Source organism: Paenibacillus sp. FSL H8-0122 (assembly GCF_038005345.1).
Taxonomy (GTDB): domain Bacteria; phylum Bacillota; class Bacilli; order Paenibacillales; family Paenibacillaceae; genus Paenibacillus_AQ.
The window spans coordinates 16,315-40,497 of sequence record NZ_JBBOTB010000002.1; the positions used below are offsets into that span (position 1 = coordinate 16,315).

Annotated in this window: 38 protein-coding genes; 30 read left to right on the forward strand and 8 right to left on the reverse strand. The window is 50.8% G+C overall.

Going from position 1 to position 24,183, the window contains the following annotated elements; all coding sequences use genetic code 11:
- The first annotated feature begins 29 nt into the window (after positions 1–29).
- The 28 genes from NSS64_RS32505 to NSS64_RS32640 all read left to right on the forward strand — a co-directional run bounded on the left by NSS64_RS32505 (position 30) and on the right by NSS64_RS32640 (position 20,027).
- Positions 30–1,232, forward strand: a complete 1,203-nt coding sequence (locus NSS64_RS32505) for a phage major capsid protein (RefSeq protein WP_341142951.1) — start codon at positions 30–32, stop codon at positions 1,230–1,232.
- A 59-nt stretch (positions 1,233–1,291) separates the two neighbouring features.
- The gene (locus tag NSS64_RS32510; RefSeq protein ID WP_341142952.1) at positions 1,292–1,528 is read left to right on the forward strand and encodes a hypothetical protein; all 237 of its coding nucleotides are present in this window, start codon (positions 1,292–1,294) and stop codon (positions 1,526–1,528) included.
- Complete coding sequence (locus NSS64_RS32515) at positions 1,503–2,051, forward strand: hypothetical protein (RefSeq protein WP_341142953.1); 549 nt, start codon at positions 1,503–1,505, stop codon at positions 2,049–2,051. Before NSS64_RS32510 ends, NSS64_RS32515 begins: the two co-directional genes overlap by 26 nt.
- A gap of 9 nt (positions 2,052–2,060) precedes the next feature.
- A complete protein-coding gene (locus NSS64_RS32520) occupies positions 2,061–2,546 on the forward strand; it encodes a hypothetical protein (protein WP_341142954.1) in 486 nt (161 codons plus the stop codon).
- 2 nt (positions 2,547–2,548) lie between these two features.
- A complete protein-coding gene (locus NSS64_RS32525) occupies positions 2,549–2,893 on the forward strand; it encodes a hypothetical protein (RefSeq protein WP_341142955.1) in 345 nt (114 codons plus the stop codon).
- Positions 2,880–3,377: a phage neck terminator protein gene (locus tag NSS64_RS32530; protein ID WP_341142956.1), complete on the forward strand. Its 498-nt coding sequence runs from the start codon at positions 2,880–2,882 to the stop codon at positions 3,375–3,377. The genes NSS64_RS32525 and NSS64_RS32530 overlap by 14 nt, the downstream gene beginning before the upstream one ends.
- Positions 3,364–4,389, forward strand: a complete 1,026-nt coding sequence (locus tag NSS64_RS32535; RefSeq protein ID WP_341142957.1) for a DUF3383 family protein — start codon at positions 3,364–3,366, stop codon at positions 4,387–4,389. The genes NSS64_RS32530 and NSS64_RS32535 overlap by 14 nt, the downstream gene beginning before the upstream one ends.
- A 12-nt stretch (positions 4,390–4,401) precedes the next feature.
- Positions 4,402–4,803, forward strand: coding sequence for a phage structural protein (locus NSS64_RS32540; RefSeq protein WP_341142958.1), 402 nt, complete (start codon positions 4,402–4,404; stop codon positions 4,801–4,803).
- 29 nt (positions 4,804–4,832) lie between these two features.
- Entirely contained in the window at positions 4,833–5,123 is a 291-nt protein-coding gene (locus NSS64_RS32545; RefSeq protein ID WP_341142959.1) for a hypothetical protein, read from the forward strand.
- Entirely contained in the window at positions 5,107–5,301 is a 195-nt protein-coding gene (locus NSS64_RS32550; protein WP_341142960.1) for a hypothetical protein, read from the forward strand. Before NSS64_RS32545 ends, NSS64_RS32550 begins: the two co-directional genes overlap by 17 nt.
- A 43-nt stretch (positions 5,302–5,344) precedes the next feature.
- Positions 5,345–8,098 carry a phage tail tape measure protein gene (locus NSS64_RS32555; RefSeq protein WP_341142961.1) on the forward strand — a complete coding sequence of 918 codons (2,754 nt, stop codon included), beginning with the start codon at positions 5,345–5,347 and terminating at the stop codon, positions 8,096–8,098.
- The gene (locus NSS64_RS32560) at positions 8,098–8,634 is read left to right on the forward strand and encodes a phage baseplate protein (RefSeq protein ID WP_341142962.1); all 537 of its coding nucleotides are present in this window, start codon (positions 8,098–8,100) and stop codon (positions 8,632–8,634) included. Before NSS64_RS32555 ends, NSS64_RS32560 begins: the two co-directional genes overlap by 1 nt.
- 14 nt (positions 8,635–8,648) lie before the next feature.
- On the forward strand, positions 8,649–8,975 hold the full coding sequence (locus NSS64_RS32565; protein ID WP_341142963.1) for a phage baseplate plug family protein: 327 nt from the start codon (positions 8,649–8,651) through the stop codon (positions 8,973–8,975).
- Complete coding sequence (locus NSS64_RS32570) at positions 8,962–9,756, forward strand: phage protein (RefSeq protein ID WP_341142964.1); 795 nt, start codon at positions 8,962–8,964, stop codon at positions 9,754–9,756. Before NSS64_RS32565 ends, NSS64_RS32570 begins: the two co-directional genes overlap by 14 nt.
- Positions 9,753–10,178 (forward strand): Gp138 family membrane-puncturing spike protein, encoded by a 426-nt coding sequence (locus NSS64_RS32575; RefSeq protein ID WP_341142965.1) that lies wholly within the window; start codon positions 9,753–9,755, stop codon positions 10,176–10,178. Before NSS64_RS32570 ends, NSS64_RS32575 begins: the two co-directional genes overlap by 4 nt.
- Positions 10,166–10,528 carry a DUF2634 domain-containing protein gene (locus tag NSS64_RS32580; protein ID WP_341142966.1) on the forward strand — a complete coding sequence of 121 codons (363 nt, stop codon included), beginning with the start codon at positions 10,166–10,168 and terminating at the stop codon, positions 10,526–10,528. Before NSS64_RS32575 ends, NSS64_RS32580 begins: the two co-directional genes overlap by 13 nt.
- Positions 10,521–11,618, forward strand: coding sequence for a baseplate J/gp47 family protein (locus NSS64_RS32585; RefSeq protein ID WP_341142967.1), 1,098 nt, complete (start codon positions 10,521–10,523; stop codon positions 11,616–11,618). The genes NSS64_RS32580 and NSS64_RS32585 overlap by 8 nt, the downstream gene beginning before the upstream one ends.
- 1 nt (position 11,619) lies before the next feature.
- On the forward strand, positions 11,620–12,033 hold the full coding sequence (locus NSS64_RS32590) for a phosphoglucomutase (RefSeq protein ID WP_341142968.1): 414 nt from the start codon (positions 11,620–11,622) through the stop codon (positions 12,031–12,033).
- 1 nt (position 12,034) lies between these two features.
- Complete coding sequence (locus tag NSS64_RS32595) at positions 12,035–13,057, forward strand: DUF2793 domain-containing protein (RefSeq protein ID WP_341142969.1); 1,023 nt, start codon at positions 12,035–12,037, stop codon at positions 13,055–13,057.
- A 17-nt stretch (positions 13,058–13,074) separates the two neighbouring features.
- Entirely contained in the window at positions 13,075–13,674 is a 600-nt protein-coding gene (locus NSS64_RS32600) for a hyaluronate lyase N-terminal domain-containing protein (RefSeq protein WP_341142970.1), read from the forward strand.
- 3 nt (positions 13,675–13,677) lie between these two features.
- Entirely contained in the window at positions 13,678–14,289 is a 612-nt protein-coding gene (locus tag NSS64_RS32605) for a putative phage tail protein (RefSeq protein WP_341142971.1), read from the forward strand.
- An 11-nt stretch (positions 14,290–14,300) separates the two neighbouring features.
- The gene (locus NSS64_RS32610; protein ID WP_341142972.1) at positions 14,301–16,397 is read left to right on the forward strand and encodes a hypothetical protein; all 2,097 of its coding nucleotides are present in this window, start codon (positions 14,301–14,303) and stop codon (positions 16,395–16,397) included.
- 12 nt (positions 16,398–16,409) lie between these two features.
- The gene (locus NSS64_RS32615) at positions 16,410–16,949 is read left to right on the forward strand and encodes a hypothetical protein (protein WP_341142973.1); all 540 of its coding nucleotides are present in this window, start codon (positions 16,410–16,412) and stop codon (positions 16,947–16,949) included.
- 2 nt (positions 16,950–16,951) lie between these two features.
- Positions 16,952–17,998 (forward strand): hypothetical protein, encoded by a 1,047-nt coding sequence (locus NSS64_RS32620; RefSeq protein WP_341142974.1) that lies wholly within the window; start codon positions 16,952–16,954, stop codon positions 17,996–17,998.
- Between the two features lie 116 nt (positions 17,999–18,114).
- Positions 18,115–18,414, forward strand: coding sequence for a hypothetical protein (locus NSS64_RS32625; protein WP_341142975.1), 300 nt, complete (start codon positions 18,115–18,117; stop codon positions 18,412–18,414).
- Positions 18,415–18,599: 185 nt separating this feature from the next.
- Positions 18,600–18,980 carry a hypothetical protein gene (locus NSS64_RS32630; protein ID WP_341142976.1) on the forward strand — a complete coding sequence of 127 codons (381 nt, stop codon included), beginning with the start codon at positions 18,600–18,602 and terminating at the stop codon, positions 18,978–18,980.
- Positions 18,967–19,668, forward strand: coding sequence for a M15 family metallopeptidase (locus NSS64_RS32635; RefSeq protein ID WP_341142977.1), 702 nt, complete (start codon positions 18,967–18,969; stop codon positions 19,666–19,668). Before NSS64_RS32630 ends, NSS64_RS32635 begins: the two co-directional genes overlap by 14 nt.
- 2 nt (positions 19,669–19,670) lie before the next feature.
- Complete coding sequence (locus NSS64_RS32640; RefSeq protein WP_341142978.1) at positions 19,671–20,027, forward strand: phage holin, LLH family; 357 nt, start codon at positions 19,671–19,673, stop codon at positions 20,025–20,027.
- A 58-nt stretch (positions 20,028–20,085) separates the two neighbouring features.
- On the opposite strand, the gene NSS64_RS32645 is transcribed toward NSS64_RS32640, so the two are convergent.
- From NSS64_RS32645 to NSS64_RS32655, 3 genes are all read right to left on the reverse strand, one after another.
- A complete protein-coding gene (locus NSS64_RS32645) occupies positions 20,086–20,634 on the reverse strand; it encodes a hypothetical protein (RefSeq protein WP_341142979.1) in 549 nt (182 codons plus the stop codon).
- Positions 20,635–20,820: 186 nt separating this feature from the next.
- Positions 20,821–21,018: a hypothetical protein gene (locus NSS64_RS32650; RefSeq protein WP_341142980.1), complete on the reverse strand. Its 198-nt coding sequence runs from the start codon at positions 21,016–21,018 to the stop codon at positions 20,821–20,823.
- A gap of 253 nt (positions 21,019–21,271) precedes the next feature.
- Positions 21,272–21,403, reverse strand: a complete 132-nt coding sequence (locus tag NSS64_RS32655) for a hypothetical protein (protein ID WP_341142981.1) — start codon at positions 21,401–21,403, stop codon at positions 21,272–21,274.
- Positions 21,404–21,522: 119 nt separating this feature from the next.
- Between NSS64_RS32655 and NSS64_RS32660 the strand changes: the two genes are divergently transcribed.
- Positions 21,523–21,729, forward strand: a complete 207-nt coding sequence (locus NSS64_RS32660) for a transcriptional regulator (protein ID WP_341142982.1) — start codon at positions 21,523–21,525, stop codon at positions 21,727–21,729.
- A gap of 50 nt (positions 21,730–21,779) precedes the next feature.
- Here the strand turns inward: NSS64_RS32660 and NSS64_RS32665 are convergent, their stop codons facing one another.
- From NSS64_RS32665 to NSS64_RS32685, 5 genes are all read right to left on the reverse strand, one after another.
- The gene (locus tag NSS64_RS32665) at positions 21,780–22,163 is read right to left on the reverse strand and encodes a type II toxin-antitoxin system HicB family antitoxin (RefSeq protein ID WP_341142983.1); all 384 of its coding nucleotides are present in this window, start codon (positions 22,161–22,163) and stop codon (positions 21,780–21,782) included.
- Positions 22,164–22,242: 79 nt separating this feature from the next.
- The gene (locus NSS64_RS32670; RefSeq protein ID WP_341142984.1) at positions 22,243–22,437 is read right to left on the reverse strand and encodes a type II toxin-antitoxin system HicA family toxin; all 195 of its coding nucleotides are present in this window, start codon (positions 22,435–22,437) and stop codon (positions 22,243–22,245) included.
- Between the two features lie 211 nt (positions 22,438–22,648).
- Positions 22,649–23,074, reverse strand: coding sequence for a type II toxin-antitoxin system HicB family antitoxin (locus NSS64_RS32675; RefSeq protein WP_445667866.1), 426 nt, complete (start codon positions 23,072–23,074; stop codon positions 22,649–22,651).
- 43 nt (positions 23,075–23,117) lie between these two features.
- Positions 23,118–23,333, reverse strand: coding sequence for a type II toxin-antitoxin system HicA family toxin (locus NSS64_RS32680; protein ID WP_341142986.1), 216 nt, complete (start codon positions 23,331–23,333; stop codon positions 23,118–23,120).
- A 109-nt stretch (positions 23,334–23,442) separates the two neighbouring features.
- Positions 23,443–23,706 (reverse strand): hypothetical protein, encoded by a 264-nt coding sequence (locus NSS64_RS32685; protein WP_341142987.1) that lies wholly within the window; start codon positions 23,704–23,706, stop codon positions 23,443–23,445.
- An 80-nt stretch (positions 23,707–23,786) separates the two neighbouring features.
- Here NSS64_RS32685 and NSS64_RS32690 point away from each other — a divergent pair, with 80 nt between their 5' ends.
- Complete coding sequence (locus NSS64_RS32690) at positions 23,787–24,059, forward strand: YolD-like family protein (RefSeq protein ID WP_341142988.1); 273 nt, start codon at positions 23,787–23,789, stop codon at positions 24,057–24,059.
- The last annotated feature ends 124 nt before the right edge of the window (positions 24,060–24,183 follow it).

Genomic DNA, 24,183 nt, shown 5'->3' on the forward strand with positions numbered 1-24,183 from the left:
GCCAAAAACCATTATACGGAGGTACACACATGAATAAAGAATTGCGGGAGCTGTTGGCGAAACTGGAGCAGCGGAAAATAGAAGTGCGCTCTTTCTTGGCGCAGGATAAGACGAAGGAAGCGGAAGAAATGATGGATGAAGTCCGTTCCCTTCAGGCGAAAGCGAAGATGCTCCAGGAGCTGGAGAATGAGGAACGCGGTAACCTGGGCAGTGGTGAAGAACTTGGAGGCCGGAATACAGATCTGGAGAAGCGCGAGGATTCCGAACTGGAGCGCGAGTATCAGAGCATTTTCCTTCGGGGCTTGCGCCGTCAAGGGGTAACAGCGGATATGCGTAGCATTGTGCAGGAGTACGAGCGCCGTGCGGTGATGAACGAAGGGGAAACGAACCCGGCAATCCCAGCAGGGGATTCTCACTTGCTGGTTCCGAAGGACATCCAGACGCAAATTCTGACCTTCATGCGTTCCCAGCATTCTGACCTGGGCGAGTACGTCAATGAAATCACAGTCGGCACCTTGTCCGGTTCCCGCGTACTGGAATCTATGGACGATATGACCGAGTTCCCGATTATTGAGGAATACGGCCCGATTCCTGAGATTGATAACCCTAAATTCCAGAATATTGAGTACAAAGTGAAGAAGCGCGGCGGGATTCTTCCGCTGACGAACGAGCTTTTGGCCGATTCGGATCAGAATTTGGTGGCGTATATCACGAACTGGATTGGTCGCAAGGCTATATTTACGCGGAACATGCAGATTATCCGCCTGCTGAAGACGCTGCCTAAGCAAGATTTGGCGAACTTTGGGGACATCAAATCTGTGCTGAACGTAGGTTTGGACCCATCCATCAGCAATACATCGACCATTTTAACCAATCAGGACGGTTATAACTGGCTGGATCAACTGGTGGACAGCCAAGGACGGCCATTGCTGCAGCCGGATATTACGCAAGCGGGTGGGTATCTGTACAAAGGTCGCCGCATTGTGGTGGTAGCAAACAAGCAATTGCCTAGTGATACCGTCAACGGTAAAGCGCCTATCATTATCGGTAACCTGAAAGAACTGATTGTGCTGTTTACACGCAAATTCTTCGAGCTGGCCAGCACCAAAGAGGGCGGCGACGCCTGGAGACGGGACACCACGGAGTTCCGGGCCATTATGCGTAACGATATCAAGATTTGGGACCCGGGCGCGGCAATTTTCGGTCAACTGGACATTACGGACGAAGTATAGGGGCTTAATGCCCCTTTTCTAATACAATAGCCGGATGAACCGGCAGAAGGAGGCCATTCATGGCTAAAACACCAGAAATGTATGAGGTTCTGAAGGTATTCCGGGATAAAGAGACCCAAAAACGCTATAGTGTGGGCGCTTCGTACCCTGGAGACTCCCCGGAACGTATTGCGGAGCTGCAGGAGCGGGGCTATCTGGCGGCTGAACCGCAGACGCCGGAAGCCCCGAAGGCCGCAGAGAAGAAGGGTAAAGCGGGCGAGGTGACGCCGGATGCTGACGACACTGGCAAAAGCTAGACTGCTGGGTGTTGATCCGGCAGGCGATATGCCAGATGCAGAGCTGACGGCGCTGCTTACCGTAGCTTCCGCAGCGATTGAGGAGAAGTGCCGCCGGAGGTTCAAGCTCCAGCAGTACACCGGGCGCGTGAATGGGATGCGCGGGCAGTATTTGTATCTGCCTAACTATCCCGTGCACTCCATTTCCATCTATGAAAAGCCGGAGCACCCCTTTACTGATGTTGAGACGCTGGATAATGGCATCTTTTTCCGGCGCTGCGGCTGGCCGGGCGGGGAGCGCGGGCTGTCGGTGACCTACACCGCCGGTTACGTGCTGCCGGAGGATGCTACGGAGGATAACCCGTCCACGCTGCCGGAAACGTTGGAGTATGCCTGTGTGCTGATGGCAAAACACCTTCAGCGGGAGCCGGGGGTTACTTCGGAGCGAGTTGGGGATATCTCGGTTGCATATGCGGCAGCGGAAGCAGACATGCCGATGGCGGTTAAAGCGCTGATTGCGCCGCATATCCGGCCGGAATTGTGAGGTGAGGACATGGCGACACCAAGACGGCGGGCAACTGGAGTCCGGGTACAGGTGACCGGTGAAGAAAACCTGCGGGAACTGGCCGAACGAATGAAGGCCATCACTGAAAAACGGGTGGTTGTTGGCATCCAGGGCAATGAGGAACTGACCGTGATCGGTATCGTGCATGAGTTTGGTTCAGCGCCGAAGCACATCCCGGAGCGCTCATTTATACGAACCGGGAAAATTAAATCTCGGCCTATCATCAATAAGCTGGTTAAGGCTGGCGTGACTGAAATTGCCTTCGGCCGTAAGACGCCGCAGGAGCTTTACCAGGAGATCGGAGAGGCCGGGCTGGAAAAGACTAAGGCGAACTTTGACCGGATCAAACAGCCGCCACTCAGCGCCATCTATGCCAGTCATAAGCGGGGGCGTAAGCTTCTGCAGGCGGAAGAAATGCGGTTAAAAGATGCGTTATCCTGGGCCGTCATTGCCCGCGCACGAAGGGGGCCATGACGATGAGAAATTTTAAGTTTGCTGGCGTGGTCCGAAAGTATTTCCGGCCGTATACCCTGGTGCGAGACAGTGGCGGTTCATGGGTGAAGGGTAAATGGGTACCGTCCCCGCCGGAGCGTGTGCAGCGGAGCGGGAGCATTCAGCCAGTCAGCGTCCGCCTGCGGGCCACAGAGGGCGGCGACTACACCGAGACGGACCGTATGCTCTACACAACAGCCACGCACAGCACCGGGGAGCGTATCGAGTACCTGGGCGTACAGTACATCGTTGCAGAGTCGCCGGACCGCGAGTATAGCGACGTCAATCAATATTTGCTCAGAAAGGTGGTCGCCAATGCTCCCGTTTGAGGATATTCGGGTTTCTATTGTTGAAGGGGTGGAGGTGGCCACCGGAGGGCTGGTGATCGAGATGAACGGCGGCGGGGATATTCCTCCCGGTGATTTTTTGACTTACAGCTTTATCGGTGGATTTGAGTCCTCCGGTGGGCAGCCTGTCATAACCCAGCAGGCCGGGCAGCAGTACAGACGGGAGACGGTGACCTTTACCGTCTCTTTTAACTGCTATGCCGATGATTCGGATGTCGCCATGGTTAACGCAATGCGAGCGCGGGACTGGTTTAAAATGACGGGCCGTGAGCTGCTGAAGGACACTTTAGACGTTGTGGTTACCGAGATTGGAGAAATTCAAAATCGGGATATCAATATAGGCGAAGAGTGGGAGCGGCGGCAGGGATTTGACGTTGAGCTTCGGGCAACGGATCTAGTGATTACCGATTTAACCGGCTGGATCGAGACAGCACCAATACAAAGGAGTGATTATGTTGAGCATTAGTGATGTGACAGTAACCATTGCCGTACTTAAGCCGACACCTATTCTGGGTGGATTCGGTAAGCCCCTGATTTTGGGCAGCAGCGCGGCAGGCAAGGATTTTAAGAATTACGCGGATATCGACGCGGTGAAGGTGGATTACGCAGCCAGCACGGAGGAATACAAGGCGGCATTTGCTCTATTTGCCCAAAAAAATCCGCCTGCAGAGGTGGCGATTGTCTCCCGCAAGACCGGAGCAAGCCCGGTTCTGTTGGCGGATCTGCTTCCGACGCTGTTCCTAAAGGATTGGCATTTTTTGATTACAACCACAACCACGGTGGAGGATCTAATTTTGATTGCTGATGCCGTGGAGGCGGATAAATCCCGGCAGTTCGTGGCTCGGACCAGCAGCAAGGCGGACCTAGCGACCATCAAGGCAAAGAGCTATGACCGCACAGCGGTAATCTATCATACGATCGTCAATAACTATCCTGATGCGGCTTGGGTGGGCGCTGTCGGTAGTTTGCCGGTTGGGTCCGTGACATGGAAGGGCTGGACGCTAGTCGGTATTGCGCCGATGGATATCGACACATCAGAGCTGAATGCAATCCACGGCCTGGGTGCCAACACCTATGTGACCAAGGCAGGCACCAATGTCACCAGCGACGGCCGGGCGGTCAGCGGGGAGTTCATCGACTTTATCCACAGTCAGGACTTCATTGTGTTTTCTATCCAGTACGCGGTGCAGGATCTATTTAACCAGGCCCAAGCAGCCCTGAGTAAAATTCCGTATGACAACCGCGGCATTGCGCAGATTGAGAGCGCGGTGCGGACGGTGCTGCAGCGGGCTTACTTGCAGGGCATGATTGCGGCGAATGATGATGGCGTACCGTTGTACAATACGACTTTCCTACCGCGTTCGCAGGTTGACCCGGCGCAGGTTGCCGCCCGTAACTATCCGGACGGACAATTTGAGTTTGTCATTGCTGGAGCAGTTCACACTGCCGTGATTCGCGGTACAATCAAATTTGCATAAGGAGGAATCAACGTGGCAGGAGAAGTTAAAACATATGATTCGATGGACGTCACCACTATTGTGGATGGCGTCTTTTTGACGGGATTTGGTGAGGATTTGGTGACGGTTGCCAAGGATGAGGAGCAGTATACGACAGCGGTAGGCGCTCAGGGAGATGTCGTGAGGAACAAAGTGAACAATCCCTTGGGGACCATCACCGTTACACTTCAACGAACTAGCCCACAGGTTCAGTATCTTGACGGGTTGGCGAATAGTGGGCAGTTGGTTCCTGTTTCTGTAATCTTTTCAGGGACGCCAAAGGAAACGAATATCGCCACACAGGCATATCTCAAAAAGCCAGCGGACCGGGAGTATGGATCGGAAGCGGGCGATAAGTCGTATGAGTTCCAGTGCCTTGATCTGAGCATGAACTAATCAATCAAAATCCGAGAGGGGTAATTTAATTGGCAACTTTTCAACAGAAAAAGATAACCACAAAATCCGGTAAGGAATATACGTTGCAGCATCCGGGGGTACGTAACGTGACCAAAATCACGGACCGGGTCAAGAACAAACACGGTATTCCTTCTGACGAACGGCTTGCAGAGGAAATGCTGCAACATGTCATCGTAGAACCCAAGATGCGGCTTGACGATTTTGATTCGTATATGGAAATGACGGAGATTGTCGGTAAAGCCTTTGCCTTCATTACGGGCCAAGACGACGAGCCGGAAGACGATGCCGAGGATCAGTAAGACCGAAGCCAAGCGCCGCGCAGAACAAAACTGGAGTCAGTGGCGCTTGCTGCTTTCGGACATGGGGATTACCTATTCTGACCTATTAGTTATGGATGATGATGATATAGCCGAGGCGAATGCGGCCTTAGATATCCATATCAAACAGCAAAAAGAACTGAATAAGAGCAAGAAATAGGCGTCCTTCGGGGCGTCTTTTTCTGCTGGAAAGGAGGGAACACATGGCAGGCGGAATTATTGGGTCACTCATGTATGCGGTGGGATTCAAATTTAACAGCAAGGGTATTGACGATGCAGATTCAAAGGTTGGCAAGTTAACCAAAGGCGTAGTCGGATTAGGCGCGGCGGGCGGTGCGGCGCTGGTTGGTATCGGAGCTGCTGCACTCGGCGCAGCATCAAACTTCGAGAGCGCCATGTCCAAGGTGCAGCTCACGACCGGGCAGACCACAGACCAAATGGAAGCTACCCGGGGAATCGCCATGAACTTGTACAATGATAATTTCGGTGAGAACTGGGATGATCTTGGGAGCAAAATAGCCGATGTGTCAAAGGCAACCGGACTTACAGGCGGTGCCTTGGAAACTGCCTCCCGTGAGGCGATGCTGTACTCAGATAAATTTGACGGTGATGTTACGGAGTCCATTGCCGGAGTATCGGTTGCCATGAAAAACTTTGGAGTAACCAGCACTGAAGCTTTTAACCTACTGACACAAGGGCAGACCAACGGCACCAACACACAGCAAGATATGCTGGGGAGCATTAATGAATATTCCCAAGCGTTTGCGAGTATGGGTTTCACCATGGAAGATACCATGGGGTATTTAAATAACGGGATGCTTGCTGGCGCCAGAAGCACGGACTTGCTTGGGGATGCAATGAATGAGTTCTCCATTCAGTCCATAGAGGCAGGTGGGACCGCAGAACAATCGTACGCAGCCCTGGGTTTAGATTCAAAAAAGATGATGGCGACCTTTTCCAAGGGTGGCCCAGCAGCAAAAGCGGCGTTTAAAGATATCGTATCCATGATTACCGACGTCGCGGACCCGGTGCAACAAAATACTATCGGGGTCGGGCTGTTCGGGACACAGTTCGAGGAATTGGGGATTAAGGCGTTTTCGGCGTTGGACGATGTGAACACAAGTTTTGACCAAAACAAGGATTCGGCTGCCAATCTGTTCAATTCCTTTACCAGCATCGGGGATTCGTTCCAATACTTCAAACGCCATATTGAAACGGGAATATTAATTCCCATCGGGCAAAAGCTGCTGCCGTATCTTAGTATGTTTGGGTCCTGGATATCCAGCCATCAGTCAGAAATTGCTGCCTTCGGGGCTATGATCGGCAACGGCTTAGGTGCAGCTATTGAAAAGGTGAGCGGCTGGGTAAAGGCGGCTGTACCGTACTTGCAGGAGTTTGGTGCGCAGGCCGCGCAGGCTTTTGGCTACCTTGTGGATAAAGGTAAAGAGCTGTGGACGGCGATCCAACCGATAGTTACCTTAATCGGTACTCAACTGGTCGCGGCTGCTGTCGCCCTTTGGCCGGAGATCCAGAACATAGCCGGGAAAATCGGTGAAGTGGCAAAATCAATATGGGAGTGGGAACCGTTCATTCCTATCATATCCGGTATTGCTGCAATACTCTTAACCTACAAAACAGCTATGGTTGCAGTATCGACGGCAACCAAGATAGCGGGGTTAGCCACAAAGGTGTGGTCAGGTATCACCAAAGCGTTCACCGCCGTACAGACAGCGTTCAACGCGGTGATGGCAATGAACCCGATTGCGCTTGTTGTGCTGGCCCTTGTAGGGCTTGTTGTGGCGCTGACCGTGGCTTATAAGCGTTCAGACAAGTTCCGCGCGTTCGTTGACAAAATGTGGGCCGGGATCAAAACAGCGACCATGGCAACCCTTAATTTTTTCAAAGTGACGGTGCCGAAGTACTTTATGATAGCCTTCAATGCCGTAACAGGGTTTTTGAAGAAGTGGGGCATTACGATATTGGCCGTCATTGGTGGACCCATTACCATGATTGCACTCCTGGTGTACAAAAATTGGGATAAGATCAAAGCCGTGACCGTAGCCGTATTTACGGCCGTCTGGAACTGGCTTAAATCCGCCTGGGACTGGATTAAAACTACTGTGTCCAATGGGGCGTCTGCCGTCTGGAACGCCGTAACCGGAGCCTGGAACAAGGTGATGGAAGTTACCGGGTCCATTTTTACAGCGGTCTGGAACAAGATCAAGTCGATCTGGAGCAGCATTACCGGTTCAGTGTCCGGCGCGGTGTCGAATGTTTGGAGCGCCATTAAGGGAGCCTGGGACCGGGTGTTTGATACAACCAATTCTCTTATGACGAAAGTCTGGAACAAGATCACAGGGATATGGGGGCAAATTGTCAGCGGGATCAAAGGCATAGGCACCAAACTCCTGACGGCTGTTACTGATATGTGGGGTACTGTGACGGGATTTTTCGAGGGCATCAATCTGTATGAGATCGGCGCAGATATTATTCAAGGGCTGATTAATGGTGTGGGGTCCATGGCTTCAGACCTTATGACTAAAGTTGAGGAAATGGGAGTCAACTTCGGGAAAAAAGTAAAGAAATTTTTTGGATTCAAAACCTCTGCTAGTGTGAGCGTTGAAACGACTGATGCCGTTTTAGGTGCTGGCATTGACGGAAGTAATGCCAACGGATTAGCCTACGTCCCATTTGACGGCTATATTTCTGAGCTGCACAAGGGAGAACGCGTACTGACAGCAAAGGAGAACGAAGAATACTCCCGTTACACACCTGAGACAGCTCCAGCTCGGACAACGAACAACCGAAGTAATACGGAGTTTAACCCGGTGTTTAATATTTCTGTTCAAGGCAGCGCCGACAAACAGACCTTAGCTAACCTCCGCGAAACAATCCGCAGAGAGATGCAGGAAGTCTTTGAATCTCATATGCGTAGTGCTGGAATGGATGGTGTATAATGGCGCTCATTGACGGCAAGTACATTACGGTTCAATCCGAAAGCCCTGATTTCCCCGTTACGGCTACCGAGCAGCCGGTCGAAAAGGGCATCAACCTTGTGGACCATGTTCAGGCGCAGGCCCGCACCATCTCCCTGTCAGGCATAATATCCGGCCCGGACGCTGCGAAGACCCGGGCATATCTCATTACGGCTAAGGATAAAGGCCAGATTGTCAAATATGTCGGGCGGAATGCCTTTACCGGCATTATTACCGGATTCAGCACGCCTACGGATTACACCACCGCTAACGGCATGACTTTTTCCCTGGAGCTGCGTGAGATCCGGATTGCCGCATCTTCCTATGTCGATACGCTGCCGCCGCCGATCAAGGCCCAGGCGGCGCCAATCGTAAACAGCGGAACCAAGCAGACCAAGGACAAATCGAGCAAAGACAAACCAAAGGACAAAGGTAAGGGCAAGGACAAGGATAAAGACAAAAATAAGGACAAGGTTGAAAAGGTTAAATTCAAAAGCGGAAGTAAGTGGAACAAGTGAGGTGATCCGTGTGAATGGAGTACATTGAAATTGAAAAGGGCCTAATTCCATACCGGTTTGATATCTCTATTGCTGATGAAACATTTACGTTTGAGGTTCACTACAATCCGGATTATGATTTCTTCACGGTGGATCTGAGCCGGGATGGGGAAGCATTGGTGTACGGGGAAAAGCTGGTATATGGTCAGACGCTGTTCTACGATGTGCAGGACAATCGGTTTCCCAAACTGCCTATCGTCCCCTATGATCAGTCAGAGAAAAGCACAGCAGTAACCTGGGAGGCGCTCGGTGTGAGCGTCTTTCTTTACGTCTGGGAGGATGAATCCGATGGCGAAGAATAACTTTGGCCGGGTCGCTGAGATCATGACCGGCAATATGTCCTTTGCCCTGAGCAGATATAGCATGGAAGGCAACATACCCTTTGACAATGATGCGCTGCCCAATGAATCGGAGCTGCGGCTCTGGAATCTGGCGCAGACCACCATTAACAATGTCAGGCGTAACGGGGTGCTGATGGTCAATGCAGGCTATACCGGAGATATCGGCATCATCCTTCATGGCCGTATATCGGCGGTGCGGACGCGCTGGGAGGGCGTGGACAAGGTGACCACGATTAATGTCCTGGATAGCGAGGATCTGAGCAAGCGGGAGGTAACAGAAATCGCCTTTGCGAAGGGGACCCTTGCCAGTGCGATCATTAAGCAGATGGCCGGATACATCGGCTTGCCGGTGGCGCAAATGACACTGAACCAGGATTACCGATACCAGGACGGCTACACCGCGAAGGGTAAGGTCACCGACATCATTACGGAGGTCTGCAAGGACTGCGGGACGACGGTCTACATCAATCAGAGCAAACTCTATGTCCGCAACTTGCGCAGCGGCGCGGATGCGGTCTTTGCGCTGTCGCCACAAACGGGCTTAATTGGCAGCCCGGAGTATTTCGAGGATAACGGCATCAAGGGATATAAGATCCAAGCACAACTGCAACGGCGATTAACGACGGCATCGGTCATTAACCTGACCTGCCGGGAGTTTTCCGGTAAGCTGCATGTTCGGAGCGGGTGCCATAAGTTCAGCAATACCGGAGATTTTGTGACGGAAGTGGAGGCGATTATGTGAGTAAAACAGACCCGGCCGGAGCGCTGGCCCGTATACTGGGCGGTCATGGGGCCAAGCAGGCAGACGGGATCAACGTGGCGCTGCCTTGCAAGGTGATTACCTTTGACCCGGCGACGTTGACCGCCGCCGTGCAGCCTTTGCTTAAGCTATTTGGCAGTGATCCGGCACAGATTATGTCCGTACCGGTGGCCGGACAAAAGTTCAAATTCAAATTAGACATCGACATCGGCACCGGCAAAAAAACGCAGGAATTTGAAACGGTCATGCGCCCGGTCTTGTCTCCAGGTGACACCGTGTATGTTGTCTGTGCGGACGCTGAGATTAAAAATACACTGTCCGGCCGTGTGGCCGCACCAGACTCCGGCCGCCGACACAGCCGCATGGATGCTGTGATTGTGGGGGTGATGCCATGCTCTCTGTAAAGCTTGATGATACTGGGGATATCGTCATTGACGCCGGGCAATTGCAAATGATGTCCGGCCCGCTGGAGATCGCGCAATCGTGCCGGTTGATCCTGGGTGTGCAAAAGGGTGAATGGTTCCTGAATCCAGAGCTGGGCATTGATCATAAAAAGTTTCTGGGGAAAGGCGTGTCCCGTGATGAAATGCAGGACGAAATCAGAGCCGGGCTGCTCCAGGAACCGAGAATACAAACGGTGGATACCATTGACTTTGATTTTAACCGGCAGCTCCGGCAGCTTGTCGTATCGTTTACCGCAACGGGCATCAATGGAGAGATCATAACAGTAGAGGGGGTGGAAATTGGTGGATGATCAGGGCTTTAAGCGCCAGCGGTTCGCGGAGATTTTTGCTGATGTTGCGGATAAAGCGAAGGAAGTATTTGGCGAAGAGCTGGATACTTCCGAAAAATCGCCCATGGGTATGATCCTACGTTTATTTGCCTGGCACTTAAGCAAGGCAGACGAGCGCCTGGAGGATGTGTATAATGCCGCTTCGCTTAATATGTCAACCGGTGTCAACCTCTACAAGTTGGGCGGCAATGATGGGCTTTCGGTCTATAGCGAGGAATATGCTTCCGGCTACATCACTGTGACCGGCACGGCGGGTTATGAGCTGCTTGCGGGGTTCTTGGTGGCTACAGCTACCGGGGTACGATTTGAAACCACAGAAGCCGTCAAGCTTTCTGCTGCTGGAACCGGGACCGTGGAGATTATGGCTGTGGAGATGGGAGCCGCAGGCAATGTGCCGGCCGGCACTATAACCGTAGTCGTCAACCCTAATCCGGATGTTGTATCCGTCCATAATGCCCAGCAGACCCAGGACGGCCGTGACCGGGAAACGGATGCAGCTTTCCGTGAGCGCGTGCTACAACGGCGCCAGAATCCCGGTACGAGCGGTAACAAAGCCGACTATATGCGGTGGAGCCGGGATGTCGCAGGCGTGGGGGCGGCTAAGGTCTTCCCGCTATGGGCCGGACCGAAGACGGTCAAGGTGGTGATTGCGGACAGCGACAAACTGCCTGCTTCGGCGGGGTTAGTGCAGCAGGTACAAGATTATATTGATCCAGCTCCGGGACAGGGAGAAGGCCAAGCCCCTATCGGCGCGGTGGTCACAGTGTCGGCAGCCAAAGCCAAGACGGTTAATATCGAGGCTACGGTGGTCTTAGCTTCAGGTTACGCGCTGCAGGACGTCATGGATCATTTCCGCTCAAAGGTGGAAGAATGGCGCGAAAAGGCTGCATTCGTGGTGTCCTACGTCAGTCATGCCGTGATTGGTGCGCTGTTATTAGGCACTGATGGCGTCTTGGACTATTCAGCCTTGACCCTGAACGGAAGCAGTGCGAATATTGCGCTTGCTGATGAAGAGGTGCCGTTGCTTGGTACCGTTAACCTGGGGGTGTAATATGGCTTATCCAGATGATGTGGATGTATTTACCGAGAAGTTGAACAAAAGTCAAACCGGCCGTGATTATGTGGTGGAGGAACGGATTGCGATTGCTGGCGGATATTTTGACGGCCTCCTTCGCCATGACAATATCAATAATAAGACGATTCGTGTATACACTGGCCCCCGCTTCACCGGGGAGGAGATTCGGAATTACAGCGTATCCTTTCCCGACGCGACACCATGGCGGCGGATCATTAGAATATTCACGGCTGCCCCTGAAGTCTATGTGACCTACGAGACGCCGGGCGATACCGTGGAGGCCGATGATATCAACGCTGTCCAGGTATCTATTACAGCCACTCAGACCGAGGTGGAACGGTATAAGGCCAGCGGGCAGATAGACGGCGGATCATTTACGAGAGAGGTGTAACATGGCACAAACTATTCAGATTAAACGGGGTACGCGGGCAGAGCTGACCACTTACGGGGCGCTAAAGGCTGGTGAGTTGGGTTTCTGTACGGACACGAAAGAAATTTACATCGGAGACGGCACCTCTAATTCCATGGTAGGCCGGGCGCTGTCCGGTCCGGAAGCTTCGCGTCCTGCAGCCGCTTCGGTAGGCCGCCTCTATTACGTCACGAGTGGGGCCAACATGGGCTATTTGTACTTTGACAGTGGCTCTGCATGGGTCCGCGTCAATGTGCTCTCTCTGGCAGATCTTACCGGTTCGATAGATAACGTTGCCGATGGAACCACGTATGCCAAAGTACTTAAGGCGGACATCACCGCAGGCCATCCCAATAAAGTATCGGATGGCACGAATACGAAGACAGCAGCGGAGATTGCAACGCACATTAACGACGCTGCCAAGCACCGGCTGATCAATGATACCGGGGCAGCCATTACAGATCTATGGTCGGCGCAGAAAATCAAAAACGAGATTGAGCTGGCCAAGCATAATATCGAGCCGCAGGCTTCCGTTAAAGATCAAAACCTGACGGCCCCGCCTGCAAGCCCGGCGGAAACGGACCGCTATATTATCCCTGCTGGGGCTACCGGTGCATGGGCAGGAAAAACGAATCAGATTGCAGAGTACACCTCTGGAGCCTGGGCGTATTATGTTCCGGCTGTGGGCTGGACCGCTTATGTGGATGATGAGCAGAAGATATATAGCTGGAACGGGACCGCTTGGGTGCGCACCGGCGGGGCGCTACAGACCATTACGGCGGGAAATGGCTTAACCGGCGGCGGGCAGGCGGATAGTGTAACGCTGACCGTGGGGGCTGGCAACGGGATTACGGTAGGTGCAACAAGCGTAGCAGCAAAGCCGGGCAAGGGCATCCTGGTCAATGCGACAGGCATAGAGGCTAATATAGACAGCGAAAGCCTTGTCTATGATGCAGCGAACGGAAATCGCCTGATGGTCGCAGCCATTGACGGCGGGACATTCTAGAGAGCGGGTGAGGTGATATGGCGAGAAAAGCACTAATACAGATTCGACGCGGCTTGGAATCGGCAATAGGCACTCTTGCTGCCGGGGAGCTGGGTTATTGTACCGACACTAACAAACTGTATATCGGGTCCACGGCAGGCAATGTGCTGCTGGTGGCTGCGCAGACAGCGGGCGATATGCTTAAAAGTATCTATGACACGAACAATGACGGTAAGGTGGACTTTGCTGCTGTGGCTGACAGCGTTCCCTGGTCCGGGGTGGCGGGTAAGCCTGCTGCTCTGCCTGCCGCTGGAGGATCAGCGGATGCTATAAATATGTTAGATACTCGAGCGGTAGCCGACAAACCCGGTGAACTTCAATCCAAAAAATTGACGGGAGCATTTAAAGCATTGACTGCCGTGGGCAATCCTCCGGTTTCCGCTTCGGGGATGTATGTATATGTGCTTAACGTAGCTGGCTGGTCTTCCAATGAACCCTCCGGGGGCTGGCCGGTGCAGATTGCAGTGGGCGGGAATGGGCTAGCCTTCAGGCAAGGCGTGAGTGCGGAAGCCTGGGGGAGCTGGACAGCACTTTCCAAGCAGGGCGCGTTAACCTGGAACCAGCTCAAGGGGGTGTAAACAATGCCTTACGGTGATTCCAAGTATGGAACCTTGCTCTTCTCCGGCAGCTCCGATATAGACCAGCCCGGCGGCATAGTGGCCCCGGATATTAGCAAGCAGCTTCCTGATGTGTACAATAAAGCCGGTAAACTCCGGCAATTGCTTGATATTTTTTCTGAGCAAATTACGCAGCTGAATAATCGGGCCGAGGAAGTCCGGGTGCAGTATGCAGTGGAAACAGCAACCTTCAGTCTTGGACGGTGGGAGCGGGAATTTGGGATAAGCATTGACCCTTCAAAGTCTCTTGCTACTCGCCGGGAATTGATATCTGCCAAGTTACGCGGGATCGGAACCACCACGGAGCAGATGATCCAGCGAACAGCATCTGCATTTTCTGGTGGTGATGTGATGGTTGAAGAAGTACCCGGAGAGTATCGGTTTGTTGTCCGGTTCGTGGGAACGCTGGGCATTCCTTCTAACATGGCAGGTCTGATTCAGATTTTGGAGGAAATTAAGCCTGCACACCTGGTCTATGATTTTGCGTATACCTATACCTTCTGGGACTCCCTGAATTTCCTCACATGGACCGCTGCACATGAAAAAACCTGGAACGAACTGAGAGTATATGAATAGGAGTGTGAGTCATGAAGACAACGGGGAATCTTGGGCTGAAGAAGCCGGAAGGAACAGATAACGTAGATATAGCGGATATAAACGGAAATATGGATATCCTCGATACCGCGGTTAAGACCGTGCAGGACCATACTGCCGATACAGTCAAGCATATTACGGCGGCTGAACGCACGACTTGGAATGCCAAGGCATCTACCGCCGTTGCCACTACGGCCGCAGCCGGACTGATGGACGCAGCAGACAAGGCGAAACTGGATACAGTGGCTGCCGGGGCTAATAAGTATGTGCATCCCAATCATACCGGGGATATAACCAGTACGGGGGATGGTGTGACTTCAATTGCTCCGGGGGTTATCGTAGATGCTGACGTTAACAGCGCCGCCGCCATTGCCTGGAGTAAGCTCAGTAAGTCGGGAGCATCCCTTGCCGACCTGCCGACACGTTCTGCCGCAGATCTTACCAGTGGGACGCTTCCAGCAGCAAGGCTTCCGGCGGCTACAGGTGATGTAACTTCCCCAGCAGGTAGTAATGTATTTACTTTGACACCGGGAATTATCGTGGATGCTGATGTTAGCAACGCAGCACAGATCAATGCTACAAAGATCGGAACAGGAGGGATTACCAATACTGAGTTTGGATATTTGGACGGAGTGACGGGAAATATTCAGTGGCAGTTGGACGCAAAATCTGGAATTATTGATTATGTTCGTCAACCTGCATATTCACTGACAGCCGGAACCGGGGCGACCTACACGGTCACTCTCACACCAGCCCCGGCCAGTATTGCAGAGGGGTTCGGGATTACTATCGTTCCGCACATAGTTAACGCTGCTAACCCTACGGTGAATATCAACGGCCTGGGAGCGGTCGCGCTCAAGGATCAGAAGGGCGTCGCATACGCCGCCGGGAAACTGCTTGTAGGTAAACCCTATATGTTCCGCAAGGTTGGAACGGATTTTTTGGCAGATAGCGCGGGTGGCTCCGGTAATGCAGTAGCTGGGGATATCCGCGCGGGAAAAACGGCGGCAACGGATGCGGGAGATGTAATCGGCACACTGCCTGTACAAACCGGAGGGACGGTAACGCCAGGACCTACCGCGCAAGTTAAGGCGGCGGGAATTTATGACACTGCAATTACGGTTGCGGGTGTAGCCGTTCCTGCGGCTAATGTACTGGCCGGAACAACTATCGCAGGAACTCCGGGCACCATGCCAAATAGAGCCAACGATCAACCTACCGGATACATGTGGGCTAATGGTACTGGAGATTTCGCAGTAGGGTTCCCCAAAGGGGCGTATCTGACTGATAGTGGTTTTGGGGCTGGTATTGCTTCTGTATTACTGCAAGACCCCGACTTTAATCCTGCCAACATCCCGGAGGATATCAATATCTTCGGTCTCCAGGGAGGCATTCCACGCCGGGGTGCTTATACCAACGCGCTATCGACAGGGTGGGACGGCAATCAAGTGTATATCCGTATTCCAGGAGGTGTATACCAGAATAATTCCGGCCAAGGGACGCCTGAAATCGTACTGAGTGCTGCTCAAGCCCGTGCTGACGGTAATATCGTACCAAGCAATATACGTAACGGTACCTGGATCTATGGTACTCTCGGTACCTTGATGCCTGTAGGTCACAGTACAATAAGTACGGGAACTCCCGGAGCTGGCGCCCCTGCCAGCGACTGGTATGAACTGTTCAGGATCCCAGGCGGAGGACGCTATGCTAATATGATGGGCTCCATAAACTGGGGGATATCTGGAAACGGGCAAACAAAACAAGGGGTATTTTTCTATATGCGTGACGAAGCTGGTATGAATGTCAAATTACATGGGGGCTATGTAACGGGTAACTATCACGATGAAATAACCTATAGCGGCTTTTATTTGGATAAGGCAGAACGCCGCATTACCACTTATGCCACTTCGTTTAGTGTTACGCCTGATACCGGTAACTGGTCTCGTTGGTATACAGATATCGGAAATAATGGAGCGATTCCCGGAGGCTTCAACACTAACGGACAAATCATATTCTACTGCTATATTGAGAATAGTCTTGGCGGCGGATACACATATATGAGTGCGAATGGTGAACTTGTCTATGGCTAAGGGGGTGTAGGAATGAAGACAACAGGGAATCTCGGACTGAAGAAGCCGGACGGAACGGATATTGTTGATATTAATGATTTGAACGGGAACATGGATATTTTGGACACCGCAGTCAAGGCTGTACAGACTCATACAACCGACACCGTCAAGCATATTACCGCAGCCGAGCGTACAACTTGGAATGCCAAAGCAAATAAATCAGAAGTGGCAGTGAATCGGGTAGTTGCCAAGGATGTGGCCATTTTTGAGCAAGGGCCTTCCCCTCAAACGATAGCTAGCTTCACCCCACCTTCTAAAGGGGTGTATACTGTCAAAACGTATATTAGAGTCACGCAACCAACGGATAATGTACAGGTGGCACTTCGATATGGTGATAATCCAGAAATCTATAACTATACGATTCTTGCTCCCACTCATTTAGATGCAGGAGATTATTCTTTTGTTCCTGTAACCTTTCTAGCGGCTGCTGGAAAAACTATCGAAGTGGGTGCGCTGGGTTCATGGACCCCGAATATTGTGTTTGTGTCTGCCATTATTACGGAGGAGGGTTAAGCGTGCTCATTTTACCTAGTTTCTATGGAGAAGCCTATGGGTCGAATCAACTCTTGGCCTATATTCATATGCAGGATTTAACAGCTTTATATGCAGGTCTTCGGATAACGATCAAAACCCTCAGTGCATCGACAGGTCCTGTCACGCTTAACCTCAATAATCTCGGGTATAGGAGTGTTAAAAGTTCTAACGGAAACGTGGCCAAACTGGCGGAAGGCGGTGTATACACGCTAGTTTATGACGGCACGGCTTTTATCTTACAGGGTGAAGGAGGTGGTGTTGATTTAGGCGGATCTTCCGCAGAGCCGCACAATGTAATAAACGGGGCCACTTTCTGGTCAAGCATGAGCGATGAAGAACAAGTCGGGACGGTGCAACACTACGGAGGCGAGACAATTTACTGTGAGGTATATAATCCATCGCCTGGTCAACTAGAGATAAAACCATGGGACTTCGGAACGGGCTTCATTGATAGTGATACCGTATTTTCCATAGCTGACGGATCTTATATTTCTTCAAGTATTATGGCGGGACAAAACATGCTGGGATTAGTAGGTAGTGCTACGAATGATGCTACAGCGGTTGCGAGTGATATCAAGTCAACGAAAACAGCCTATGTCAACGGCAACAAGGTCAAAGGGACGTACAACCCTCCGGTTTTACGTCATTATTCAAGCGGCGTACCGATGACAGTCGCCTATGGTGTAAGAGTTGATTTCCTGACACTGCCCGCCAGCCCAGAGGGAGTATTCGCAATTTGTCCTGATATGGAATATTTCGTTCAGATAGGTGGATATGGACGTCTGTGGCTGGTTGATGACGGCAATCGAGAGGTTGTCATTATCACGACTCTAGGCAGCACAGCAGCCATTATCGCCCTTATGTTTTCGCAATCCGGTAAGATGCACCGAAATGTCGGCGGACTGGCGCTTGCACAGCTTAACTTGCCTGCGGGTTTCAATATCTATGGCCAGCTAAGATTCAGCATCCAAGGAACAGCGTCCGGGGAAACTTGTTTCTATAACGTATCCGGGTATGCAATCAGGTGAATTGTTCCGTCACAATTCGACATAATATTCCAATCTATGACGCCCTTCATAGGCGTTTTTATTTTGCCCTCGGATCCCCGGGGGCTATTTGACTTTAGGGAGAGGGGAGCGGGGGAATGGATAGCAATAGCGTCACAAATTTAGAGAAACTGCTGCCGCTCGCAGACAAATACGGCCTTGCTTATATCGTGGCTCTGGTGCTGGTCTTTATTGTCTTTGGTTTTGTGAGAGACATCCGGCGGGGGAACCTGGTTACGCGTGATCTGCTGGACCGCGCAGAAGAGGACAGGGACCGGCTGCAGGCGATTCTGGACAAAGAGCGGGCCGACTTTATGGCGCCAACACTGGAAGTGCTGCAGAGACTCAAAATAGATCATTCCGCCAATAACGGCAATGATGAGGACAGGGGTGGATAACGTGTTGAGTAATTGGATCAAACGAATATTCCCCGGATACCGTGACAGAGAAAGAGAGCTGCATCAAGCATCCGGCCGGGTTACGGTCTCTATTCGCCGTTATAAAGATGCGTCCAAGGAGATTCAGGAGGAAATCGAGAACAACGGCTTCGCAGAATTTTTAATTTACGACAGGAGTGTTAATCATGGGGGGCACTGATATCTTGCTGTTAATTGCATATGGTATTTCATTCATCTGTGCGTTGCTGCTTATGGCCGCGCTTTTTTTGTACTTCCGCAAGAGATTCCGGGCGCGGGTGGTCAGTCTCTTTATGCTGGCGGCGTTCTCCTTCCTGGGAGCATACACCGTTAAGATGGCTGTGGCCTTTTGGATTCGATTTTCAAACGTCACCGGTGGGGATGCCGTCTATGCAGCGCTTAAGTCTACAGCTTGGGCCGTAGCACAGACCGGCACCACATTGGGACTGGTGATTCTGACTGTGCTTATGTACACCAAACGACAGGATCTGTTCCTCTCATTCCCGGCGGTTAAGAGAGAGGAGGCGAAGCGGGATGCTGACGCTTGATCAAGTTAAGCTAAAATCCTTACCGCGTCTATCCGGACTGCATCCAGTCCTTGTGGCGGCTACCGTCGCGCTAATTGAGCGCTGCTATACCCGGGGGGTAAATATAGTCATTACTCAGGGCTTCCGTAGTAAAGCGGAGCAGGACGCTCTATATGCACAAGGTCGGACGAAACCGGGGAGCATTGTTACCAATGCCAAAGGCGGGACCAGCAACCACAATCACGGATTAGCCATTGACTTCGGGCTTCTTCTCCCGGATGGCCGTACTGTATCTTGGGACACGCTGCGAGATGGTGACAAGGATAGTCTGCCGGACTGGTCAGAAGTGGTTGAAGAGGCAAAGAAGCTCGGACTTTCATGGGGCGGTGATTGGCGGTCATTTAAGGATATGCCACACTTTGATATGACTTTTGGCCTGAGTATTGCACAGTTAAGAGCTGGTAAGCAACCATCAGCGGGAAAGGTGGCTGCGGCTTATGCCGTCATTGATAAATTACAAGGGGGGGCCAAGATTGTGAAAAAGGATGTAAAAGTTACAGTAAATGTCAATGGAAAGAAGATTCAGGACGGTGTACTGGATGATGGAGTAACATACCTCCCCGTACGGGCTGTGGCGGAAGCTCTCGGCCTTACGGTGGGTTGGGATCAGCCAAGTAAAACAGTGACACTCACGAAAGGGGGCAAGTGATTATGCAACCCATTGTTGAAGCGGCACAGCCGTATATCACTACCATTGTCACCGCCGTTGTTGGCGCTCTGGCCGCCGTCCTGCTGGCTGCTGTCGGCGTTATCAAGGCAAGGGCTGTTACGTATCTGGATAGCAAGCTGGACGCGACACAGCGGGAGCTGCTGCACAAGGTGGCGAGTGAAGCCTATGCTTATGCCGAAACAGTTTACAAGAGCGCAGAGAGTCAGATTAAGCTTTCCCAAGCTCTGGAGTATGCAACACAGCAATTAGGCAGCAGGGGTATCAAGATCACGCCTACAGAGATCCGGGCAGCCATTGAGGCAGCTTATCTTAAGGCTCAGGCTCCCGCAGTAAAGTAAATTCACAAACGCTTGGGAATATGAAAAGCCCCGCCGGTTGATGCTGGCGGGGTAATGCTTAAAACTCCATTTTTACATCGTAATCCATTCTCTCTCCGTCTCCCATAGCTTCGCCATGTTTAGCAAACCATTTTAGAGTGACCCACTTTATATCTTTGGCATTGCCACGTTCGAGAAAAAAAATAACCCCGCCTTTTTTGGTGACCCCTTCGAAAATTTCTCCACCTATATCCTCACTTTGAAATAGGTCTGCCGTTATCTGCTCTCCAGTTGAAGTAACTATCTCAGCTTGATCAGGAAAAGTGTTAAATGTTTCTTTTGTAGTATTTTCAATAGTGAAACTTACGCCTACTGCTGATTTTTTACTACCATCTGAAAGTGGCACCTCATCAGATACAACTACCTTATTTATGCTGGTTTTTAAACCGTCAAAATCATCCGTCCATGTAGTCTTATTAACTACAGTCCAATAGTCTGCGGTCTTTGAATCTTGTGTGCTTGTCGGTGTTGTTGAAGGCGCAGCATTTTCAGTCTTATCATTTGAACAGCCGCCCAATAGTAGAGCAGCAACAATAGACGCTGAAGCTATAAACTTAAATTTATTCATATACCCTCCGCTTGAAAATAGTTATAAACACAACCATTTTAGCAGAATTAGGTAAATCAATCTATGTATTTTACAAAGAACAATATATGTGAAGGCCAACCTGGCCGGGTCAGCTCGTAGCGGGTTCCCGCGACCATCCTGCGCCGTAGCGCAAAATGGTTTCGGCCGGTTCCCTTCCGGCCATCATCAGGCGGGTGAAGCATCTTTTTCAATTCCTTCTGGCTCCACAATAATCAGCAGCGATTCTCCGAGATCCACCAACGCCCCGATCCGTTTTGGGCCGCCCTCAAAGGTTCCAACGGACAGCACCTTGCCCGTCTTGCCTACGTGAAAGCCCTTTGTGATCCTCACCGGCAGTCCTGACTTCAGATACTCTAATCTCATAAGGTTGGCGCCCTCCCGGTCAGCCGTTGCAGGTGTATGGATAGCATTAGCGCCGGCCCTTGTTTTTGACGATTAAGACCAGCGCTGTGACTGAGACAATTGCTGCTACACAACTAATGATTAAAGTAATTGTATTCAACATAATTCATTCCTCCTTAAAGTGGTGGGACGCATGTTATGAGTGGCAACTGATTTGAGATTTATGTTATGATTGGGATGAGAGCAGGAGGTGCAACTCCTGCTCTCTGGGAACCTATTTACGTTTGCCTCGGGGGCTGCGTTTTTTGGTTCCTTTTTTGTTTGGTTCTTTGGCTGCCTTTATAAGTAATACTAAGGCGGTCAAAAGGCTTACCAAACTATTTATTAGCTGAACCCAATCTTTCATGTGTTGTTCACCTCCTCTCTTATCTTTATTATATACTGGTACCACTATAAAGTCAATAGTTTTTATACTGGTTACAGTATATATCTTGTGATATCATATATGAGAGGAGGGACAAGCATATGGAACAAAAAGGCAAGGCATCCACACGTGCCAAGGATAAATACAACGCCGCGAATTATGACCAAGTAAAGCTTTGGGTGAAGAAGGGTGACAGAGAGCGAATTGATGCCGCTGCAAAAGCGGTAGAGATGAGTCGCAACGCCTTTATTCTTGAAGCTATCGAAGAGAAGATGAAGCGTGATAAGGAAGAGCCGCCACAGGAATAATCCTGGGCGGCTCTTTTTATTCCCATAACTTTCAGGCATTGTCAGGCGGGTTATTTTCCACTCAGTTCCTCGCGGAGCGCACGCTGTAACACTTGAGAAAAATTCAATCCAGCGACTTCTGCATCTTCGTTTAAATCGCTAGGGATGGTTAATGTCTTTTTTACGTAAGTCACCTTTTCATTCAAAATCGCCGTAGCGACGATTGTCCGCTGGTTAGACTCAAGCTGCAGATCATTTAATGGAGTAGGCAACGGAAATGCCTCTTTATCCTCTAGGCGGCTTTCAATTGTGAGCTTTAACACTTCGTTCGCGCGTCTAACGGCTTGTTCCACATTATCGGCCTGGGAAAGGGCTTCTTCCAAGTCAGGAAAGGAAATTTCAATGTGTTTATCCGTAAAGTTCAGGATTGCTGGATACGTATAGCTTTTTTTCAATGTGTACACCTTCCTAAATGAGATTTGTTTCTCAAAATTATTATATATTTATTTATTAAAAAGAGGAAAAAAGGGGGGGCTAGAATTTCAGCCCCGTCTTTTTCTCTACATCCTTTAGGATATGTATTGCAACATCTTTGACCGGGTGGGTTATGGTAACTTTGCCCTTAATGGTCGGGTGTTTGAATTGGAAGTGATCGCCTACGGAGTGTACTTTGTACCATCCATTTTCGTTCAGTATCCTTAACACCTCTCTTGAAGAGTAACTCTTCATCCTTCCCTCACCTCCTAATAATATTATAACACGTATCAATACGTATTTCAAGAGGTTGTATGAAATAGATGTTGCTCAGGAAAATTTGCCTTATCCTAAACCCTCTGCAACGGATCATATTAAAGAGCCGCCACAGGAGTGATCCCGGGCGGCTCTTTTTATCTCACACAGTTTACGGATACTGAGACCTGATGAAGAAATGTGGCAGAGTTCATAACCGGCCTTGCTTGTCGATCCCCAGAGCTTCCTTTAATCCGCTCTGCAGCACCAAAGAGAAATTCAAACCAGCATCATCAGCAGCATCACGTAACCATTTTGGCAACGTGCAGTTTTTAGTAACGGCCTTGTTCGCTGCAGCATCGCGGTACGGCGGCATATACACTTCCACGAAAACAATCCTGTCGCTTTTATCCTCCAGGTCGATCTGCTCCGGTTCCGAGGGAGCAGGGAGCGGGTGTCCGGCTTCTTCCAGCTCTTGCGCGCGGAAAGCTAATAACTCTTTCGCCCGTCCTAAACCTTCTGTCAACTCTACCGCGGTTACGGCCGTTCCGGGAAAATCCGGAAAGTACATACTTAAATTCGTTTCCGTCCGCTCAACAACAACCGGATAAACGTAATGTGTTTTCAATTGAGACACGCTCCTTTGCTTTTCTGGAAGGGGATAGGGGAAAACCCCGGGGTTAAAACTCAACCCCGGAAGTCCGTTCCATGCTTTTCAAGGTGCCTTTTGCAAGTACATCCCCTGAACCGTGATTGCTGAGATCAGCGTAGCGGGTAGGGTCGGTTTTGTGAATCCAGCGGTTATGGCTGGTTCGCTTACCGTGATTCGGTGACTGCACGAATCCCGCCTGCTTCAAGGCTTTGATTACTTGCCTGACCGTCCTTTGCTTCCCCATTATCTCCCCTCCCTTCTGTATCTATTATAACACGCATAGATAATGCGCGTCAACAAGTATTTGCGCATTATCTATGCGTGTCGGAGCGCTCAGGAAAATTTGCCTTAACTCAGAAATTCAACATCTCATATGGCTTGTGCTTGATTACGATCACTGGCCTGCCGTATGACTCTCCGGCCCGCTCCCAGCGTCGTACATCTGCATACCGATACAATGCGATAGCGTGGGGGATGCCGACTGGATACCACTGTGCTACCTCTTTGGCTTGCTGCGGATCAAGCACGGGGCGATCATAGTAACGCCAGCTTCCGTAGTCCTCTGGATCAAAGAAGTTGTCAATAAACCGTAGGAGCGTCATAAATTCTATTTTCATATAAATCCCTCCGAACTATTGATGTACGAACGTTTATTCGTATATAATACAGGAACAAACGTTCGAGAGGATGATGAGAAATGACAGTTATACCCAAGCTATCGAGCAAACGAAAAAATGACGACCGCCCCAAGCTGGATGAATTCACACAGCAGGAAATTGCTGAAAGACTCCAGGAAGCAAAGCAGACGGATAAGTCATTAATTTTACTCGTTTACAAACAAGGGGCTGTTCAGGGTACTGTTGAAAAACTTGACGGTGACAAGCAGCTAATTCACATTCGACAGGGTTATAATGATACTGTGAAGATACCGTTCCGAGATATTTTGAAAGTGGAGGACCCAGCATATTAATCCTGAGTCCGTGAATCTATTTTGAATCTATTTGTATCTGAAAGTATCGGAATTAATCGGAACTGAAAACGAAAAACTTCCTATTATGTGCGGCAATCGGAACTAATCGGAATGCGTTATTTAA